Origin of the sequence: Microbacterium wangchenii (assembly GCF_004564355.1) — a bacterium.
GTDB classification, from domain to species: Bacteria; Actinomycetota; Actinomycetes; order Actinomycetales; family Microbacteriaceae; genus Microbacterium; species Microbacterium wangchenii.
Window position 1 is genome coordinate 1,756,838 of sequence record NZ_CP038266.1, and the last position, 19,621, is coordinate 1,776,458.

The 19,621-nt window shown below is 70.2% G+C and carries 12 protein-coding genes and 1 tRNA gene; 4 read left to right on the forward strand and 9 right to left on the reverse strand.

Annotated features, from left to right (window positions below; all coding sequences use genetic code 11):
- Positions 1–25: 25 nt before the first annotated feature.
- Together E4K62_RS08445 and E4K62_RS08450 are read right to left on the reverse strand one after the other, a co-directional pair.
- Entirely contained in the window at positions 26–1,408 is a 1,383-nt protein-coding gene (locus E4K62_RS08445) for an MFS transporter (RefSeq protein ID WP_135066160.1), read from the reverse strand.
- Positions 1,408–2,439 carry an LLM class flavin-dependent oxidoreductase gene (locus E4K62_RS08450; RefSeq protein ID WP_135066163.1) on the reverse strand — a complete coding sequence of 344 codons (1,032 nt, stop codon included), beginning with the start codon at positions 2,437–2,439 and terminating at the stop codon, positions 1,408–1,410. Before E4K62_RS08450 ends, E4K62_RS08445 begins: the two co-directional genes overlap by 1 nt.
- 192 nt (positions 2,440–2,631) lie before the next feature.
- On the opposite strand from E4K62_RS08450, the gene E4K62_RS08455 reads away from it, so the two are divergent.
- The 3 genes from E4K62_RS08455 to E4K62_RS08465 all read left to right on the forward strand — a co-directional run bounded on the left by E4K62_RS08455 (position 2,632) and on the right by E4K62_RS08465 (position 5,731).
- On the forward strand, positions 2,632–3,999 hold the full coding sequence (locus E4K62_RS08455) for a hemolysin family protein (protein ID WP_135066166.1): 1,368 nt from the start codon (positions 2,632–2,634) through the stop codon (positions 3,997–3,999).
- Positions 3,992–5,038 carry a hemolysin family protein gene (locus tag E4K62_RS08460; protein ID WP_135066169.1) on the forward strand — a complete coding sequence of 349 codons (1,047 nt, stop codon included), beginning with the start codon at positions 3,992–3,994 and terminating at the stop codon, positions 5,036–5,038. The genes E4K62_RS08455 and E4K62_RS08460 overlap by 8 nt, the downstream gene beginning before the upstream one ends.
- Positions 5,039–5,101: 63 nt before the next feature.
- Entirely contained in the window at positions 5,102–5,731 is a 630-nt protein-coding gene (locus tag E4K62_RS08465; protein ID WP_135066172.1) for a phosphoribosyltransferase, read from the forward strand.
- Positions 5,732–5,737: 6 nt separating this feature from the next.
- On the opposite strand, the gene E4K62_RS08470 is transcribed toward E4K62_RS08465, so the two are convergent.
- Both E4K62_RS08470 and polA read right to left on the reverse strand, forming a co-directional pair.
- Positions 5,738–7,411, reverse strand: coding sequence for a DUF885 domain-containing protein (locus E4K62_RS08470; protein ID WP_135066175.1), 1,674 nt, complete (start codon positions 7,409–7,411; stop codon positions 5,738–5,740).
- A gap of 618 nt (positions 7,412–8,029) precedes the next feature.
- Positions 8,030–10,666, reverse strand: coding sequence for a DNA polymerase I (gene polA, locus E4K62_RS08475; RefSeq protein WP_135066178.1), 2,637 nt, complete (start codon positions 10,664–10,666; stop codon positions 8,030–8,032).
- A gap of 57 nt (positions 10,667–10,723) precedes the next feature.
- Between polA and E4K62_RS08480 the strand changes: the two genes are divergently transcribed.
- The gene (locus tag E4K62_RS08480) at positions 10,724–11,155 is read left to right on the forward strand and encodes a hotdog fold thioesterase (RefSeq protein WP_135066181.1); all 432 of its coding nucleotides are present in this window, start codon (positions 10,724–10,726) and stop codon (positions 11,153–11,155) included.
- A gap of 24 nt (positions 11,156–11,179) precedes the next feature.
- Here E4K62_RS08480 and E4K62_RS08485 read toward each other — a convergent pair whose 3' ends face one another.
- The 5 genes from E4K62_RS08485 to gltB form a co-directional block, all read right to left on the reverse strand.
- The gene (locus E4K62_RS08485) at positions 11,180–11,791 is read right to left on the reverse strand and encodes an ANTAR domain-containing response regulator (RefSeq protein ID WP_135066185.1); all 612 of its coding nucleotides are present in this window, start codon (positions 11,789–11,791) and stop codon (positions 11,180–11,182) included.
- An 88-nt stretch (positions 11,792–11,879) separates the two neighbouring features.
- A tRNA-Leu gene (locus E4K62_RS08490) sits at positions 11,880–11,962 on the reverse strand.
- Between the two features lie 70 nt (positions 11,963–12,032).
- The gene (gene pyk, locus E4K62_RS08495) at positions 12,033–13,481 is read right to left on the reverse strand and encodes a pyruvate kinase (RefSeq protein ID WP_135066188.1); all 1,449 of its coding nucleotides are present in this window, start codon (positions 13,479–13,481) and stop codon (positions 12,033–12,035) included.
- A 58-nt stretch (positions 13,482–13,539) separates the two neighbouring features.
- Entirely contained in the window at positions 13,540–15,006 is a 1,467-nt protein-coding gene (locus E4K62_RS08500; protein ID WP_135066191.1) for a glutamate synthase subunit beta, read from the reverse strand.
- Positions 14,999–19,576, reverse strand: a complete 4,578-nt coding sequence (gene gltB / locus E4K62_RS08505; protein WP_135066194.1) for a glutamate synthase large subunit — start codon at positions 19,574–19,576, stop codon at positions 14,999–15,001. Before gltB ends, E4K62_RS08500 begins: the two co-directional genes overlap by 8 nt.
- Between the last annotated feature and the right edge of the window lie 45 nt (positions 19,577–19,621).

Consider the following 19,621-nt stretch of genomic DNA (forward strand, 5'->3'; position numbering starts at 1 on the left):
TACGGCCGTGCGGCGGCGGCTTGGATCAACGATCGTCGAGCGCGCGGCCGCGACGGTCGGCCAGACCCCACGTTGCGAGCACCGCGACGGCGAAGAACGCCGCGAAGACCACGAACAGCACGGGGGCACCGCCGGCGGCGAGCAGTGGCGGCACGGCCAGCGGCGCGATGATCGACGCGATCCGCCCCACGGCCGCCGCCCATCCGCTCCCCGTCGCCCGCAATGACGTCGGGTAGGTCTCGGGCGAGACGGCGTACAGGGCGCCCCACGCGCCGAGGTTGAAGAACGACAGGGCCATTCCGGTCGCGATCACCATCGCCTCGCTGGTGGCCGTACCGAAGAGGATCGCCGCGACCGCCGATCCGGCGAGGAACGCCGCGAGGGTGATGCGCCGCCCCCACACCTCGATGAGCCACGCCGACACGGCATAACCCGGCAGCTGGGCCAGCGTGATGATGAGGGTGAAGCCGAACGAGCGCACGAGGTCGTACCCGGCGTCGACGAGGATCGTCGGGATCCAGATGAAGGCGCCGTAGTACGAGAAGTTGACGCAGAACCACACGACCCACAGGCTCAGCGTGCGGACCCGGAACTCCGGCGACCACAGCGCCCTGACGCGCTCCCCCGCCCGTGGCGCCGCGACGGCCGGGACGGGAGACGCGTGCACGTCCGGCGTCGCGGGGAGGGCGGGAACCCGCCCATCCCGCGCCGCCGGCACGCGGATGCTGCCTTCCAACTCCGCGACGATGCGCTCGGCCTCAGCGTGGCGCCCGCGGCGCGCGAGCCAGCGGGGCGATTCGGGCAGCCCCCACCGGACGACCAGGGCGTAGACGGCCGGGACCGCGCCCAGGGCGAACGCCCATCGCCATCCATCGGCCGACGCCGGTACGACGAAGTACCCGATGATCGCGGCGGCGGTCCACCCGACGGCCCAGAACGCCTCCAGGATCACGATGAGGCGCCCCCGGATGCGCGCGGGCGCAAATTCGCTGACGTACGTGGAAGCGACCGGGAGTTCGGCACCCAGACCGAGACCCACCAGGAAGCGCAGGACGATGAGGACGGCCAGTCCCCCGGCCAGGGCGCTGGCGCCCGTCGCCACGCCGTACACGAGCAGGGTCAGCGCGAACACCTGGCGGCGCCCGAAGCGGTCGGCCAGCAGCCCACCGAGGCTCGCCCCCACGGCCATGCCCGCGAAGCCGGCGGATGCGATCCACGCCGTCTCCCCCGGCTGCAGGGCCCACTGCTGAGCGAGAACGGCCAGGACGAACGAGATGAGCCCCACGTCCATGGCATCCAGCGCCCAGCCGATGCCCGAGCCGGCGAGCACGCGGGCGTGGCCGCGCCCGAACCGCAGCCGGTCCAGCCGCTCCGAGATCGTGGCAGGCGACGTCGAGGCTTCGGTCATCAGGAAAGCATGTCACGCACGAGTGGCTGCACGCGGGTGCCGTACAGCTCGATGCTGCGCAGCGCCTGCTCCTGGGGAAGCCCGCCGGTGCCGATCTTCATGTCGAAGCGGTCGGCGCCCAGCGTCCGGACGGTATCGGCGATCTTGCGCGCGACCGTCTCGGGAGACCCGACGTACATCGAGCCCTCCGGCCCCACGTCGTGCTGGAACCGGAGCCGGTTGTACGGGGGCCACCCGCGCTCACGGCCGATGACGGTGTAGTTGTGCTCGACACCGGGGTAGGCCTGCTCCCATGCCTCCGCATCCGTCTCGGCGACGTGACCGGGAGAGTGGATGCCGACGCCTGCGCGGTCGTGTCCGAACGAGTCCAGCGACCGGTGGTACAGGTCCACGAAGGGGCGGAACCGGTGCGCGGGGCCGCCGATGATGGCGAGCATGAGCCCGAACCCGTGCCGGGCTGCCCGGACCGCCGATTCGGGGCTGCCGCCCACGCCCACCCAGGCCGTGAGGCCGGACTCGGTCTTGGGGTAGACGTCGGCGTTGTCCAGGGCTGAGCGCGTGGAACCAGACCACGTCACCGGCCGCTCGTCGAGCAGCCGGCGGAAGAGGTCGAGCTTCTCCTCGAAGAGCACCTCGTAGTCGGCCAGGTCGTACCCGAACAGCGGGAAGGACTCGATGAAGGAACCTCGTCCCAGAATGACTTCCGCGCGGCCGTGCGAGACGGCGTCGAGGGTCGCGAAGCGCTCGTAGACCCGGACCGGGTCGTCGGAGGAGAGCACGGTGACGGCCGTGCCGAGGTGGATGCGGGAGGTGCGGGCGGCTGCGGCGGCCAGCACGATCTCGGGGCTGGACACCGCGAACTCGGGCCGGTGGTGCTCGCCCACGCCGAAGAACGACAGACCCACCTCATCCGCGCGAACGGCCTGGTCGACCACCTGCCGGATCGTCGCTGCGTCGCTCGCCCGGCCGCCACCGGGCACCATGGCGACATCGCCGAACGTGTCGATCCCCAGTTCCACCGCGTGCGCCATCCGCCATCTCCTGACTATTCCCGTGCATGAACTCTGCGCCGTCCGCGGGCATTCCCGCCACGTTCTCAGCACACGCTTAAATCTTCGCCACTACTGTGGATCCATCATGGATGACCCTCCCTCTCATAGTCCTACGCCCTCTGGCCACCCATCCGCCGCTGCGGAACGTTCTCGGGTCAGGGGGTGTAACGAATGAACGAGTGGATCATGCTCGCCATCGGTCTCGTCCTGACCATCGGCACGGGGCTGTTCGTGGCGAGCGAGTTCGCGCTGGTCAACCTCGACCGGCACGAGCTCGAAGCGCGACGCGCCCGCGGCGAACAGGGCTTGGACGGCACGATCAAGGCCCTCAAGGTCACGTCGACGCACCTCTCCAGCGCCCAGCTGGGGATCACGCTGACGACCCTGCTGACCGGGTACACGTTCGAACCCGCCGTCAGCAGCCTGCTGCGCGGCCCGCTTCTCAGCGTCGGCCTGCCCGAGGGCGCCGTCACGCCGATCGGCGCCGTCGTCGGCATCCTGCTGGCGACGCTGTTCTCGATGATCATCGGCGAGCTCGTGCCGAAGAACTTCGCCCTGGCGGTCCCTCTTGCCACCGCGAAGCTCGTCACGCCGTTCCAGCGCGCCTTCACGGCGGTGTTCAAGCCGCTCGTGCTTCTGTTCAACAACACCGCGAACGCCGTCATCCGCGCCATGGGGATCGAGCCCAAGGAGGAGCTGTCGGGCGCCCGCAGCGCGGATGAGCTGTCGTACCTCATCCGGCACTCCGCCACGGCGGGTCTGCTGGACACGTCCGACGCGCAGCTGCTGCGCCGGACGCTGCGATTCAGCGAACGGGACGCGTCCGAGGTGATGACTCCGCGCGTGCGGATGGCGAGCGTGGATCTGGCCGACACGGCCGATGTGATCATCGCCCGCTCCCGCGCCACCGGGTACTCCCGCTTCCCCGTGATCGACGGCACACCCGACCGCGTGGTCGGCGTGGTGCACGTCAAGCACGCGTTCGCCATCCCGCTCGACGAGCGCACCTCCGTGCGCGCCGACGCGCTCATGAGCGACGTGCGGACCGTCCCGGAGGGGATGGGCGCAGACGACCTCCTCGCGCTGCTGCGCGCGGAAGGGCTGCAGATCGCGGTCGTGGGCGACGAGCACGGGGGCACCGCGGGCATCGTGACTCTCGAGGACCTCGTGGAGGAGATCGTCGGCGAACTCGAGGACGAACACGACCGCACGCGCACCGGCGTGCTGCGCTCGGGTCGCTCGATCACCTTCGACGCGCAGTGGCGCCCCGACGAGGTGCTCGACCGCATCGCGGTGGAGATCCCCGACGGCGCCGACTACGACACTGCGGGCGGCTTCGTCACCGACGCACTCGGGCGCCTGCCCGAACTCGGCGACGAAGTCCGCACCGCGCACGGCACGCTGCGCATCGAGCGCATCGACGGCCACCGCATCGTGCGGCTGCGCTACCTTCCCGACGACCCGGAGCACGATCCCAGCCTCATGAACCGACACGACCGGATGGTCCAGGCCCTCGCGAGCGGAGCCGGCCATGAGTGAGTACGTTCCCGGAATCATCTGGCTCTTCGTCCTGCTGCTGGGCAACGCCTTCTTCGTCGGAGCGGAGTTCGCCGTCATCTCGGCCCGCCGTTCGCAGATCGAGCCGCGTGCGGCCCGTGGCAGCCGCGCGGCCAAGACGACGCTGTGGGCGATGGAACACGCGACGCTCATGCTGGCCACCAGCCAGCTGGGCATCACGGTGTGCTCGCTGCTGATCCTCAACGTCTCGGAGCCGGCGATCCATCACCTGCTCGAGATCCCGCTGGGGCTGACCGGTCTCACGCCCGAGCTCATCAGCATCATCGCCTTCGCCGTCGCGCTGGCCCTGGTCACCTTCCTGCACGTGGTGTTCGGTGAGATGGTGCCGAAGAACATCGCGTTCTCGGTGCCCGATCGCGCGGCGCTGATCCTCGCCCCCGCTCTGGTCGCCGTGGCGCGGGTGATCAAACCCGTCATCTGGACGCTCAACACCGCCGCCAACGGCATCCTGCGCCTGTTCGGGGTGCAGCCCAAGGATGAGGCGACCAGCACGTACACGCTCGACGAAGTCGCCAACATCGTCGAGCAGTCGCGCCGGGAAGGAACGCTGCGCGACGACTCGGGCACCCTGGCCGGTGCGTTCGAGTTCACCGAGAAGACCGTCGCGGATGTCGACGTGCCCCTGGAGTCCATGGTGCTCCTCCCCGCCGGCGCCACGCCGGCCGATGTGCAGCAGGCGGTGGCGGCGCACGGATACTCCCGGTACGTCGTGGCCGGTACCGACGGCGAACCCGTCGCCTACGTGCACATGAAGGACGTGATGGACCTGGATCGCCCGGAGGAGTTCTCCGCGCCCATCCCGGAGAAGCGCCTGCGCCGCCTGGCGTCGCTGCCGCGCACGGCGGAGCTGGAGGATGCCATGGCGATCCTCCGGCGCCGGGGCGCGCACGTGGCACGCAGCCTGGACGCCGACGGGCGCACCGTCGGGCTGCTCTACCTCGAAGACGTGCTCGAAGTGCTCGTCGGCGAGATCGACGACGCGACGGCGACCGCGGCCTGAGCTGAGACCGGGTGGCGGTGTCCGCCGCCACCCGGTCTAAGCCGTCGGAGGTATCCTCCCGGCATGGCGTTGTTCGCCGACCGGGTCGATGCCGGCACGCAGCTCGCCGCGTCGCTCCGGGCATGGCGGGGGCGGGATGCGGTGGTGCTCGGCATCCCGCGCGGCGGTGTCGTCGTCGCGGCCGTCGTCGCATCGGCATACGGGTGGCCGCTGGACCGGGTACCGGTGCGCAAGCTCGGGGCCCGCGGCAACGCCGAGCTGGCCGTCGGAGCGATCGCCGAGAACGCGCGGGTGCTCTCCGAGCCGATGCTGCGCCTGACCGGCACGACGCCGGCCGACCTGCAGCGCGTAGAGCAGGCCGAACGTGCCGAGCTGGCCCGCCGGAGCGCCGCGTACCCGTCCCCCGGGATCGACCTCGGCGGGCGCGTGGCGATCATCGTCGACGACGGCATCGCGACGGGCTCGACCGCTCTCGCAGCATGTCGTGCTGTTCGGAGCCGGGGCGCGGCCGACGTGGTCCTGGCCGCCCCGGTCGCGCCGTACGACTGGGCTCCGGACGACGGCGTCGTCGACGCCTTCGTGTGCCCGCATCGGCCGCGTGAATTCCGCGCCGTCGGGCAGTTCTACGATGCGTTCCCGCAGACCACGGACGAGGAGGTCGCGCGCCTGCTGGCCCGCAACCTCCCCACGTGATCCCGCTCAGGGCAGGAGCGCCTCCCGAAGCGTGTCCAGCCCGACGCCGCCGAGGTCGAGCGCGCGCTTGTGGAAGCCCTTGATGTCGAACGCGTCGCCCTGCGCGTCGGCGTAGCCGTCTCGGATCTGCTCCCAGATGCGCTGGCCCACCTTGTAGGAGGGCGCCTGCCCGGGCCAGCCGAGGTAGCGGTTGACCTCGAAGCGCACGAACTCGTTCGACATGTTGACGTTGCGCAGCATGAACTCCAGCGCGTAGTCGTGATCCCACGTGCCGGTGCCGTCCAGGCGCGGCTTCTCCAGGTGCACGCCGATGTCCAGCACCACGCGGGCCGCCCGCATCCGCTGGCCGTCGAGCATGCCGAGCCGGTCGGCGGGGTCGTCGAGGAAGCTGAGGGACTGCATGAGTCGTTCGGCGTACAGGGCCCAGCCTTCGGCGTGGCCGGAGGTTCCGGCCAGGAGTCGGCGCCAGGAGTTCAGCTGGGCGCGGTTGTAGACGGCCTGGGCGATCTGCAGGTGATGCCCCGGCACGCCCTCGTGGTACACGGTGGTCAGTTCGCGCCACGTGTCGAACTCGGTCACGCCCTCCGGCACCGACCACCACATGCGGCCGGGGCGGGAGAAGTCGTCCGTGGGACCGGTGTAGTAGATGCCGCCCTCCTTCGTGGGGGCGATCATGCACTCCAGCGTGCGGATGGGGTCGGGGATGTCGAAGTGCGTGGCGCCCAGCTGCTCGATCGCGCGGTCGCTGGTCTCCTGCATCCACTTCTGCAACGCGTCCGTGCCGCGGAGCTTTCGTGCGGGGTCGGCCTCGAGGAAGGCGACGGCCTCCTCGACGCTCGAGCCGGGAAGGATCTCCTCCGCGATCGCCTCCTGCTCGGCCACCATCCGGGCCAGCTCCTCGACGCCCCATTCGTACGTCTCGTCCAGGTCGATCGTCGCGCCCAGGAACCGGCGGGAGTGCAGCGCGTACAGCTCGCGGCCGACGGCATCCTTCTCCCCCGCGACGGGAGCCAGCTCGCCCCCCAGGAACGACGCCAGTTCGCCGTAGGCCACGCGGGCGGCGTTGGCGTTGTCGGCGAGCTCCCGCGCCAGGGAAGCGGGCAGCTGGCCCTCCTGCGGCCCGGCCTCGGCGGCGAACTCGGCGAAGTAGCCGTGGTCGGCGGTGTACCGGTCGATCTGCGTGACGACTTCGAGCACCTGCCGGCGGGCGGGGACGACACCGCGGGAGATTCCCTCCCGCAGCGTCTCGATGTAGCCGTCCAGGGCCGCCGGCAGCGCCTTCAGACGCGTGGAGATGACCGACCAGTCCTCTGTCGTGGCGGTGGGCATGAGGTCGAACACCATGCGGATGTCCTGCGCCGGCGAGGCGATGACGTTCAGGTCGCGCAGGTGCCACTGCGCGTCGTAGAGATCGAGACTCAGCCGCAGCTCCCGCGCGAGATCGGCCTTCGTGACCCGGTCCACGTCGTCGACCGGCTCCGCCGCATCCAGCGCCGCCAGGGCGTCACGCGTGGCCGCCGCCATGCGGGCGTGGCCGTCGGGCGAGTAGTCCCCGAACCGGTCGTTGTACTCCGAGCGACCGATGTAGGTCGCGGCGGTCGGCTCGAGTTCGGCGATGGTGTCCACCCACGCGTCGGCGATCGCGTCGATCGGCGTCGGGGTACGGGATGCATCAGTCATGCATCGAGCCTACGGATGGCCCGCCGCGCGGCCAACCCGGCGCCCCCGCGGCTCGGGAGCCGGGGAGGCGACCGTCGGGGCGCGGTCGGGGTGCCGGCGTCCCGACTGTGCCCGAACTCCTCAAATCCGCGGCCTCAAGTGCCGGATCGGCCCGGTTACGGGCGCAGACGGGGCGGGTTTGAGGAGTTCGGGAAGGGGTGAGGTACTTCGCACGTGCGTGGCGGGTCGGGTGGCGTCAGTGGCGGGGTGGTGGCGTCGGTGGCTGCGCGGTCGGGGTGCCGGCGTCCTGACTGTGCCCGGACTCCTCAAATCCGCGGCCTCAAGTGCCGGATCCGCCCGGTTACGGGCGCAGACGGGGCGGGTTTGAGGAGTTCGGGAAGGGGTGGCGTACTTCGCGCGTCCGTGGGTCCGGCGCGCGGCGGTGGCGGGGCGGTGGGCGTCCGTGGCGGCGCGGGAGGAGTCCGTGGCAGCGCGGGACGAGTCCGGCGGCCCGACCGTGCCCGAAGTCCTCAGATCCGGCGCCGCGAGGGGCGGATCGGCCCGGTTATGGGCGCGGGCGGCGCGGGTTTGAGGAGTTCGGGAAGAGGGGTCAGTACCTCGCCCGGCTCCCGGGAGGGGTCAGTGGCCGGCTTCGTTCCAGTCGGGGCCGCGTCCGATCTGCACATCCAGTGGCACGGAGAGGTCGGCGGCGTCGCCCATGCGGGTGCGGACGATCTGCTCGGCGGCGTCCCACTCCCCTGGCGCGACCTCCAGCACGAGCTCGTCGTGGATCTGCAGCAGCGCGCGCGAGCGCAGACCCGCCTCGCCCAGGTCGGCGTGGATGTGGAACAGCGCGATCTTCATGATGTCGGCGGCGCTGCCCTGGATGGGGGCGTTCAGCGCTGCCCGCTCGGCGTTCTCGCGCAGCACGCGGTTGGGGCTGTTGAGGTCGGGGAACGGCCGGCGTCGCCCGAAGATCGTCTCGGTGTATCCGTCCACGCGCGCCTTCTCCACCGACGTGCGCAGGTAGTCGCGCACCGCCCCGAACCGGGCGAAGTACTCCATCATGAGCTCGCGGGCCTCGGACTGGTCGATGCGCAGCTGCTTGGACAGGCCGAACGCCGACAGCCCGTACACGAGGCCGTACGACATCGCCTTCACCTTCGTCCGCATGGCCGGGGTGACGTCCTCCTGGGCGACGCCGAACACGCGGGCGCCGACGAAGCGGTGCAGGTCCTCCCCCGAGTTGAACGCCTCGATGAGTCCCGGGTCACCGGAGAGGTGCGCCATGATGCGCATCTCGATCTGGGAGTAGTCGGCCGTCAGGAGCGTCTCGTATCCCTCGCCCACCTCGAAGGCCGCACGGATACGGCTGCTCTCCTCGTTGCGGATCGGGATGTTCTGCAGGTTCGGGTCGGTGCTGGACAGACGCCCGGTCTGGCTGCCCGTCTGCAGGTAGGTGGTGTGGATGCGGCCAGTGTCATCGATCGCGACATCCAGCGACTCGATGATCTGCCGCAGCTTCGTGGCCTCGCGGTGCTGCAGCAGGAGCGCGAGGAAGGGGTGCGGGTGGGTCTCCTGGAGATCCGCGAGGGCTGCAGCATCCGTGGAGTACCCCGACTTGGTCTTGCGGGTCTTGGGCAGCTCGAGCTCGTCGAAGAGCACCTCCTGCAGCTGCTTGGGCGAGCCGAGGTTCACCTCGCGCCCGATCGCCGCGTAGGCCTCCTGTGCGAGGGCGTCGGCGCGCGCGGCGAGCTCCCCCGAGAAGGTCGAGAGCTTCTCGTGCGACACCGCGACGCCGGCCAGCTCCATGGCCGCGAGGGCCTGCAGGGTGGGCAGCTCGATGTCGGTGAGCACCGTCGCGACGGGGGCGGGCAGCTCGGCGCGGAGGGCATCGGCCACGCGCAGGAGGAACCATGACAGCTGACCGGGGGTGGCGCCCTCGGTCTCGGGGACGAGCTGGGTGGGGTCGGCCTCGGGCAGCTTCTCGCCGAGGTAGCGCGCGACGAGGTCGGCGAGGTTCTTGTCGGGGAAGCTCGGACGCAGGAGCCACCCGGCCAGGAGGACGTCGAGCGACAGGCCGCCCACGTCGATGCCCTCCCGCAGCAGCGCCTTGACCTGCGGCTTGGCGTCGACGAACACCTTCGGGCTGTCGGATGAGAGCCAGTCGGCCAGGGCGTCGCGGGTCTCGGCCGTCCAGTCGGCCTCGACGGCGCCCGCGGCCGTCGCCAGCCCGATGCGCGTCGGGCGACCGCCGGTGAGCACGAGCGTGACACCGATTTCTCCCGCCGCGTCGGCGATCCATGCCGACAGGGCCGCGGCGTCGGCCTGCACGGCGGCGGGGGCCTGCGCGACCGGGATGCTGGCATCCGACCCCGTCGCATCCGCCCCGGCGACTTCGAACACGCGCGGGAGCAGCGTGCGGAACTCCAGTCGGGCGAAGATGTCGCGCACGGCCTGGGCGTCGATCGGACGCACCTCCAGGTCGGCGGGGGTCACCGGCAGTTCGACATCGCGCAGCAGGCGGTTCAGGCGGCGGTTACGGCGCACGTCCTCGAGGTGCTCGCGGAGGTTGTTGCCGACCACGCCGGTGACCTTGTCCGCGTTCTCCAGCAGCGCGTCCAGCGACCCGTACTGCGTCAGCCACTTCACGGCGGTCTTCTCCCCCACCTTGGGCACGCCGGGGAGGTTGTCGCTCGTCTCCCCCACGAGCGCGGCGATGTCGGGGTACTGCTCGGGCGGCAGACCGTACTTCGCCACCACGGTCTCGGGGTCGTAGCGCTTGAGCTGCGAGACGCCCTGCACGTTGGGGTACAACAGGGTCACGTCGTCGGTGACGAGTTGGATCGTGTCGCGGTCGCCCGAGCACACCAGGACGTGGAATCCCTGCTCCGCCCCCTGCGTCGCGAGGGTGGCGAGGATGTCGTCGGCCTCGATGCCCTCCTTCTGCAGCACCGGGATGCTCATGGCCGCGAGGCAGTCCTGCAGGATCGGGATCTGGCCCTTGAACTCGCTGGGCGTCTCGGACCGGTTGGCCTTGTACTCGGGGTACTGGTCGGTGCGGAAGGAGTGCCGCGCCATGTCGAAGGCGACGGCGAGGTGCGTGGGCTTCTCCGCCTTGATGAGGTTCACCAGCATCGAGAGGAATCCGTAGATGCCGTTGGTGTGCTGCCCGTCCTTCGTGGAGAAGTTGTCGACCGGCAGCGCGAAGAACGCACGGTAGGCGAGCGAATGGCCGTCGACGACGAGGAGGGTAGGCTTTGCGGAGTCCGTCACCCAATCAGCCTAACGACGGGAACGGACATCTCTGCCCGCTCCCCGACGAAGGCGATGATGAGCTCGACTGCCCCCGACACCGACTCCGGACTCGCCTGGGTGGCCCAGCGCGGCATGGGCGCCCTGGCCGAGAAGATGGGCTTCGAATGGGTCGAGTTCACCGTCGAACGGGCCGTCGCCACGATGCCCGTGGAGGGCAACACGCAGCCGGTAGGTCTGCTCCACGGCGGCGCGTACGTCGTCCTGGGCGAGTCACTCGGATCGATGGCCGCGAACCTGTACGCCGGTCCCGGCCGCCTCGCGGTGGGCGTGGATATCAACGCCACGCACACGCGTTCTGCGACATCGGGTCGCGTCACCGGCGTCTGCACGCCGATCCACCTGGGCCGCTCCCTCACGGTGCACGAGATCGTCGTCACCGATGAGCAGGGGCGTCGGTGCTCCACCGTGCGCATCACCAACCACATCAAGGATGCGCCGGCCGAGTGAGCCGACGCATCCTCGTGCGGGGTGTCAGGACTTCTTGGGCGCCAGCTGCTCGATGATGGCCTTGGCCACGTCCTGCATGGTCAGGCGGCGGTCCATCGAGGCCTTCTGGATCCAGCGGAACGCCTCGGGCTCGGTGAGGCCCATCTTCTCGTTGAGCAGGCCCTTGGCGCGGTCGACGAGCTTGCGGGTCTCGAAGCGCTCGACCATGTCGGCGACCTCGGCTTCGAGCGTGATGATCTGCTCGTAGCGGGCGAGGGCGATCTCGATCGCCGGCAGCAGGTCGTTGGGCGTGAAGGGCTTCACGACGTACGCGAGCGCGCCGGCTTCGCTCGCGCGCTCCACGAGCTCCTTCTGGCTGAAGGCGGTCAGCAGCACGACGGGCGCGATGTGGTTCTTGCTCAGCCGCTCGGCGGCGCTGATGCCGTCGAGCTGGGGCATCTTCACGTCCATGATGACGAGGTCGGGACGCAGCTCGGTGGCCAGCTGCACGGCGGTCTCGCCGTCGCCGGCTTCACCCACGACGTCGTAGCCGTTGTCTCGGAGGATCTCGACGATGTCCAGCCGGATCAGCGACTCGTCCTCGGCCACGACGACACGGCGGGGGGCGGATGCGGCGGGGGGCTCTTGCTCGGTCACGTATCCATCCTAGAACTGAGAGCGACGGCATCTTGTCGTCGGTGGGACATTGCCCCGCGAACCCGCCTCATGGCGAGGTCCGGGGTCGTACCGGTGGTGGGACTCGAACCCACACGTCCTTGCGGACAGAGCATTTTGAGTGCCCCGCGTCTGCCATTCCGCCACACCGGCCTGCATGTCGGCATCGACCCTAGCGCACGCGCGCGGGTGGGCCCCGTGAGGCCGCACCCGCGCGCCTGCGTCAGTTGTCGGCCTGATAGATGGGAGCGGCGCCGTGAACGGCGTCGCCGACCCGGTGCACGCGGACATCGTTCGTCGACCCGGCGATTCCGGGAGGCGATCCGGAGATCACGACGACCTTGTCGCCGACCTTGGCCAGCTCACGTCCCAGCAGGTACTCGTCCACCTGGACGAACATGCGGTCGGTGTGCGGCACGTGCTCCACGAGAGTGGCGTGCACGCCCCACGTCAGTGCGAGTCGGCGGCGGATGCCCGGCTCCGGTGTGAACGCGAGCATCGGGATCATCGAGCGGATGCGCGCCAGCCGTCGAGCGGAGTCGCCGGACTCGGTGAAGACGCACAGGAACTTCGCCTCGACGAAGTCGGCGACCTCCACGGCGGCGAGGGTGATCGCACCGCCCTGCGTGCGCGGCTTGGCGCCAAGAGGTGCGATGCGGTCCAGCCCGTGCTCCTCGGTCGAGGCCACGATGCGCGCCATGGTCTCCACGACGGTGACGGGGTACTCCCCCACGCTGGTCTCGCCGGAGAGCATGACGGCGTCGGCGCCGTCGAGCACCGCGTTGGCGACGTCGCTGGTCTCGGCGCGCGTCGGGACGGGGCTGGCGATCATGGACTCCAGCATCTGCGTGGCCACGATGACCGGCTTGGCCATCCGGCGGGCCAGCTCCACCGCGCGCTTCTGCACGATGGGAACCGCTTCCAGCGGCAGCTCGACGCCGAGGTCGCCACGGGCGACCATGATGCCGTCGAAGGCGTCGATGATCTCTTCGAGGTTGTCGACGGCCTGCGGCTTCTCGATCTTCGCGATGAGGGGGATGCGGCGCCCCTCCTCGGCCATGATGACGTGGGCGCGCTCGACGTCCTGCGCGGAGCGGACGAACGACAGCGCGATGAGGTCGGCACCGGCGCGCAGCCCCCAGCGCAGGTCGGCCTCGTCCTTCTCACTGAGGGCGGGCACGTTGACGGCGACGCCGGGGAGGTTGATGCCCTTGTTGTTGGACACCGGTCCGCCCACCACGACCTCGGTGGTCACGGTGCGCTCGTCGGACTCGATGACCCGCACTCGCACCTTGCCGTCGTCGATGAGGAGGAAGTCGCCGGGCGCGACATCCTGAGGGAGACCCTTGAACGTCGTGGAGACCAGGTCTTTCGTCCCGGGGACGTCATCGATCGTGATGGTGAAGATGTCGCCGGCGGACAGCTCGTGCGGGCCGTTCTGGAACCGGCCCAGACGGATCTTCGGCCCCTGCAGGTCGACCAGGATCGCAACCGGGCGCCCCGCATCATCCGCCGCTCGCCGCACGTTGGCGAAGTTGGCCTCGTGCACGGAGTAATCGCCGTGGCTGAGGTTCAGTCGGGCCACGTCGACGCCCGCGTCGATGATGGCGCGAACCATCTCGTAGGACGAGGTTGCCGGGCCCAGGGTGGCGACGATTTTGGCGCGTCTCACTATGTGTGTACTCCACGGAAGAGGAAGGGAAAGGTGGTCGGGGGTGGCGTTGGCCAGCCTACGCGGGCTGCAGACCGATCGCGACATCAGCCGGGCGCACCGGGGACGGCAGCGCCGTGGCGCCCATGAGGTGGCGATCCACCGCCGCCGCGGCGGCACGGCCCTCGGCGATCGCCCATACGATGAGCGACTGACCGCGGCCGGCGTCGCCGGCGACGAACACGCCGTCGGCGGTCGTGGCGTAGTCGTCATCGCGCGCGACGCTGCCGCGTGCGGTGAACTGCGCGCCGAGCTGATCCTCCAGCGCCGTGCGCTCGGGGCCGGTGAAGCCCAGGGCGATCAGGACCAGGTCGGCGGGGATCTCACGCTCGGTGCCGCTCTTGGGCACCCGCCGCCCGTCGACGAACTCCGTCTCGGCCACGCGCAGCGCGCGGACCTCGCCCGCGCCGTCGCCGAGGAACTCCACGGTCGAGGCGAGGTAGGTCCGCTCGCCGCCCTCCTCGTGCGCGGAGGACATCTCGAACAGCGTCGGGGTCATCGGCCACGGCTGATGCGACGGGCGGGCCTCGGGGGGCTGCACGCCGATCGCGAGGTTCGTCACGCTCAGGGCGCCCTGCCGATGCGCCGTGCCGATGCAGTCGGCGCCGGTGTCGCCGCCACCGAGGACGACGACGTGCTTGCCGTGCGCGCTGATCTGGTGGTCCACCTGGTCACCGGCGACGGCGCGGTTGGATTCGACGAGGTACTCCATCGCGAAGTGCACGCCGGCGAGGTCGCGGCCGGGGATCGGGAGGTCGCGCGGCACCGTCGCGCCCGTGGTCACCACGACGGCGTCGTACCGGCTGCGCAGGTCCGACCAGGAGATGTCCACGCCGATCTCGACGCCCGCGCGGAACCGCGTGCCCTCGTCGCGCATCTGACGCAGGCGCGCCTCGAGGTGACGCTTCTCCATCTTGAAGTCGGGGATGCCGTAGCGCAGGAGCCCGCCGATGCGGTCGTCGCGCTCGTACACCGCGACGGTGTGCCCTGCCCGCGTGAGCTGCTGGGCGGCGGCCAGGCCCGCGGGGCCGGATCCGACGACGGCCACGGTCTTGCCGGTCAGCCGCTGCGGCGGCTCGGGCTCGACCCAGCCGTGCGCGAACGCCTCGTCGATGATCGAGACCTCGACCTGCTTGATCGTCACGGCCGGCTGGTTGATCCCCAGCACGCACGAACTCTCGCACGGGGCGGGGCACAGCCGCCCGGTGAACTCGGGGAAGTTGTTGGTGGCGTGCAGCCGCTCGATCGCGGCGCGGCCCTCGCCGCGCCACATGAGGTCGTTCCACTCCGGGATGAGGTTTCCCAGCGGACACCCCTTGTGGCAGAACGGGATGCCGCAGTCCATGCAGCGTCCGGCCTGGCGCCGGACCATCGCGGGGTCGGCGGCCTCGTAGACCTCTTTGTAGTCCATGATGCGCACGGGCACCGGCCGCCGCGGCGGCAGCTCGCGCTGCGTGGTCTTCAGGAAACCCTTCGGGTCAGCCACCGGTCACCTCCATGATGCGGGTCCAGACGACGTCGCCGTCGGGGTCGAGGCCTTCGTCCACGGCCGCCTGCCGCGTCTGCAGGACGGCGGCGTAGTCGCGGGGCACGACGCGGACGAAGTTCGCCAGCTCGGCGTCGAAATCCGCCAGCAGGCGCTGGGCGAGCTCGGAGCCGGTCTCGGTCACGTGCTCCTGGAGCAGGTCTCGGAGCATCTCGGCGTCGCCGGAGCCGAGCGCGCCCAGCTCCAGCTCGCCCGAGGCGAGCGCCTCACGGTTCACCAGCGCACGGTCCAGGCGGTACACGTACGCCGTGCCGCCGGACATGCCGGCGCCGAAGTTGCGCCCGGTGGCGCCGAGGATCACCGCGAGCCCGCCGGTCATGTACTCCAGCGCGTGGTCGCCGACGCCTTCGACGACCGCGGTCGCCCCGGAGTTGCGCACGAAGAACCGCTCCCCCACGACGCCGCTGAGGAACATCGATCCCTGGGTGGCGCCGTATCCGAGCACGTTGCCGGCGATGACGTTCTCGGATGCGGCGAACGTCGACTCGCGCGGCGGGCGGATGACGACCTTGCCGCCGGACAGGCCCTTGCCCACGTAGTCGTTGGAGTCGCCCTCGAGCCGCAGGGTGATGCCGGCGGGCAGGAAGGCCCCGAACGACTGACCGGCCGAGCCGGTCAGCGACACGTCGATCGAGCCGGAGGTCAGTCCGTTGGCGCCGTGCGCACGGGTCACGTGGTGGCCCAGCATCGTGCCCACCGCGCGGGCGGTGTTGCGGATGGGCAGCGCGATCTCGACGGTGCCGCCGTGCGCGATGACATCCTGGGCGCGCTCGATGAGGGTCACGTCGAAGTGATCGTCGAGCTCGTGGTCCTGTGCCCGCTGCGCCCTGCGCGGCTCGTCGGGGGCGAAATGCGGGCCCTCCAGGATCGGGCTGAGGTCGAGCCCACCGGCCTTCCAGTGCTCGACGGCGCGGTCGACGTCGAGCAGCTCGGCGTGACCGATGGCCTCATCCAGCGAGCGGAAGCCGAGGGCGGCGAGGTACTCGCGTACCTCCTGCGCGATGAACTCCATGAAGTTCACGACGAATTCGGGCTTGCCGGTGAACCGGGACCGCAGGACGGGGTTCTGCGTCGCCACGCCGACCGGGCAGGTGTCCAGGTGGCATACGCGCATCATGACGCATCCCGACACCACGAGCGGAGCAGTGGCGAAACCGAACTCCTCCGCCCCCAGGAGCGCGCCGATGATGACGTCGCGGCCGGTCTTGAGCTGCCCGTCCACCTGGACGACGACGCGGTCGCGCATGCCGTTGAGCATGAGGGTCTGCTGCGTCTCGGCCAGGCCCAGCTCCCACGGCGTCCCGGCGTGCTTGAGGGAGTTCAGCGGGCTGGCGCCGGTCCCCCCGTCGTGGCCGGAGACGAGGATGACATCCGACAGCGCCTTGGCGACACCGGCCGCCACCGCGCCGATGCCGGACTGGCTCACGAGCTTCGTGTGGATACGGGCGCCGGGGTTGGCGCGCTTGAGGTCGAAGATGAGCTGCTTGAGGTCTTCGATGGAGTAGATGTCGTGGTGCGGCGGAGGCGAGATGAGCCCGACTCCGGCGGTCGCGTGCCGCGTGCGTGCGACCCACGGGTACACCTTGGCAGGCGGCAGCTGTCCGCCCTCGCCGGGCTTGGCGCCCTGGGCGAGTTTGATCTGGATGTCGTCGGCCTGCGTGAGGTAGAGACTGGTCACGCCGAAACGTCCGGACGCGACCTGCTTGATCGCGCTGCGCCGCTCGGGATCGAGGAGGCGATCGACGTCCTCGCCGCCCTCACCGGTGTTGGACTTCGCCCCGATGCTGTTCATCGCGATGGCGAGGGTCTCGTGCGCCTCCTTCGAGATGGAGCCATAGCTCATCGCCCCGGTGGAGAATCGCCGCACGATGGAGGAGACGGGTTCGACCTCGTCCAGCGGCACCGGTGGGCGCTCGCCCGTGCGCAGCCCGAACATCCCGCGCAGCGTCTTGAGCTCGCCCGCCTGGTCGTCGACCAGACGCGTGTACTCGCGGAAGATGTCGTACCGGCGCTCGCGCGTGGCGTGCTGCAGGCGGAACACCGTGTCGGGGTTGAACAGGTGCGGGGCGCCGTCGCGGCGCCACTGGTACTCGCCACCGGTCCACAGCCGCTCGTGCGCGCGCACCGCTTCGTCTTCGGGGTAGGCGAAGTCGTGGCGGGCCTGGTTCTCGGCGGCCACGTGCTCGATGCCGATGCCGCCGAGCTTGGTCTCGGTGCCGGTGAAGTACTTCTGGACGAACTCCTCCGACAGTCCCACGGCCTCGAACACCTGCGCGCCGGCATAGGAGGACACGGTCGAGATGCCCATCTTCGACATGATCTTCAGCACGCCCTTGCCCAGGGCGTAGATGAGGTTCTTCACGGCCTTCTCGGGCGTGACGCCCGTGATGAAACCGGCCCGCACGAGGTACTCGACCGTCTCCATCGCCAGGTAGGGGTTCACGGCGGATGCGCCGTACCCCAGCAGCGTCGCGACGTGGTGCACTTCCCGCACGTCGCCGGCTTCCACCACGAGCCCGACCTTCATGCGGTTCTGGCGACGGATGAGGTGGTGGTGCACCGCCGAGACCAGCAGGAGCGAGGGGATGGGGACGAGATCCTTGTTGGAGTCGCGATCGCTGAGGATCAGGAACTCCGCGCCGTCGGCGATGGCCTCATCCACCTCGGCGCTGATGGCATCCAGTCGCGCCTCGAGTGCGCCGGGACCCTGGTCGAAGTGGTACAGACCGCGGATGGTGACCGAACGGCGCCCCGGCAGAGCCTTGTCGATGTTCTGGAGCTTGGCCAGCTCGTCGTTGTCGATGACCGGGAAATCCAGCGTGATGACGCGCGTGTGGTCCGCGCCCCAGTCCAGCAGGTTCCGCTCGGGACCGAGACCGAGCCCGAGGGAGGTGACGACCTCCTCGCGGATGGAGTCCAGCGGTGGGTTGGTCACCTGCGCGAACTGCTGCACGAAGTAGTCGAACAGCAGGCGCGGCCGCTCGCTGAGGACGGCGACGGGCGTGTCGCTGCCCATCGCGCCGAGGGGCTCGGCACCGGTCTGGCCCATGGGGGTCAGGAGGATCCGCACCTCCTCCTCGGTGTAGCCGAACGTGCGCTGACGGCGCGTGATCGAGGCGATCGGGTGCACGATGTGCTCCCGCTCGGGAAGGTCGGCCAGGCGCACGCGCCCGGCATCCAGCCATTCCTGCCACGGGCGCATGCCGGCGAGGTCGGCCTTGATCTCCTCGTCCTCGATGATGCGACCCTGCGCGGTGTCCACGAGGAACATCCGCCCCGGCCGCAGACGGCCGCGGCGCTTGATGCGGGCGGGCTCGAAGTCCAGGACGCCCGTCTCGCTGCCGATGACGATGAGGCCGTCGGTGGTCTCCGTCCAGCGGCCCGGACGCAGCCCGTTGCGGTCGAGGGTCGCTCCCACCAGGGTGCCGTCGGTGAAGATGAGCGCGGCGGGGCCGTCCCACGGCTCCATCTGCATGGAGTGGTACTCGTAGAAGGCGCGGAGCTGCGGATCCATGTCCGGCTGCTTCTCGTAGGCCTCCGGCACCATCATCATCATGGCGTGCGGCAGGCTCCGCCCGGTCAGGGTGAGAAGCTCGAGCACCTCGTCGAAGGACGCCGAGTCGCTCGCACCCTCGGTGCAGATCGGCAGCAGTGGCGTGACGTCGCCCAGCAGCTCGGACTCCAGCTGCGACTGGCGTGCGCGCATCCAGTTGCGGTTGCCGTTGACGGTGTTGATCTCGCCGTTGTGGGCGAGCATCCGCAGCGGCTGCGCGAGCGGCCACGACGGGAAGGTGTTGGTGGAGTACCGAGAGTGCACGACGGCCAGTTCGGAAGCGAAGCGCTCGTCCTGCAGGTCGGGGTAGAACGGCTCCAGCTGCAGGGTCGTGACCATGCCCTTGTAGCCGAGCGTGCGGCTGGAGAGCGAGACGAAGTACGCGTCCAGCTCGTGGCCGGCGCGCTTGCGCAGGCGGTACACGCGCCGATCCAGCGCGATGCCCGAGAGCGCGGGGGCATCGCCGGTGGCCGGTCGCGACACGAACAGCTGCTCGAAGGCGGGCCGGGCCTGGTAGGCGAGCTTGCCGAGGTTCCCCGTCTCGACGGGGACCTCGCGCCAGCCCAGCACGACGAGGTTCTCGCTCTGGGCGATCCGCTCGATGCCGGCCTTCTGCGCGGCGCGTTCGTCCGCATCGCGCGGCAGAAAGGCCAGCCCGGCGGCGTACTCCCCCGTCGGAGGCAGGTCGAAGTCGACGACGGCGCGCAGGAAGGCATCGGGCATCTGGGTCAGGATGCCGGCACCGTCCCCGGTGCCCGCGTCCGAGCCGATCGCTCCGCGGTGCTCGAGGTTGCGCAGCGCCGTCAGGGCCAGGTCGATGATGTCGTGACCGGGCTCACCGCGCAGGGTCGCGACCATCGCCAGCCCGCACGCGTCCTTTTCGAACGCCGGGTTGTACATGCCCTGCCGGGGAGGCAGAACTCCTCCCACGGCGTCGGAACGGTTGCTCGAGGCCATACCATCCGTCCTCACGTTGATGCTCAAGATGGGACGACGTCGGCC

Bases quoted from the DNA above. Each gene is read 5' to 3' on its own strand.
- E4K62_RS08450 (WP_135066163.1), bottom strand. From the start codon at position 2,439: ATGGCGCACGCGGTGGAACTGGGGATCGACACGTTCGGCGATGTCGCC.
- E4K62_RS08470 (WP_135066175.1), bottom strand. From the start codon at position 7,411: ATGACTGATGCATCCCGTACCCCGACGCCGATCGACGCGATCGCCGAC.
- gltB (WP_135066194.1), bottom strand. From the start codon at position 19,576: ATGGCCTCGAGCAACCGTTCCGACGCCGTGGGAGGAGTTCTGCCTCCC.
- E4K62_RS08465 (WP_135066172.1), top strand. From the start codon at position 5,102: ATGGCGTTGTTCGCCGACCGGGTCGATGCCGGCACGCAGCTCGCCGCG.
- E4K62_RS08455 (WP_135066166.1), top strand. From the start codon at position 2,632: ATGAACGAGTGGATCATGCTCGCCATCGGTCTCGTCCTGACCATCGGC.
- E4K62_RS08445 (WP_135066160.1), bottom strand. From the start codon at position 1,408: ATGACCGAAGCCTCGACGTCGCCTGCCACGATCTCGGAGCGGCTGGAC.
- E4K62_RS08480 (WP_135066181.1), top strand. From the start codon at position 10,724: ATGAGCTCGACTGCCCCCGACACCGACTCCGGACTCGCCTGGGTGGCC.
- E4K62_RS08460 (WP_135066169.1), top strand. From the start codon at position 3,992: ATGAGTGAGTACGTTCCCGGAATCATCTGGCTCTTCGTCCTGCTGCTG.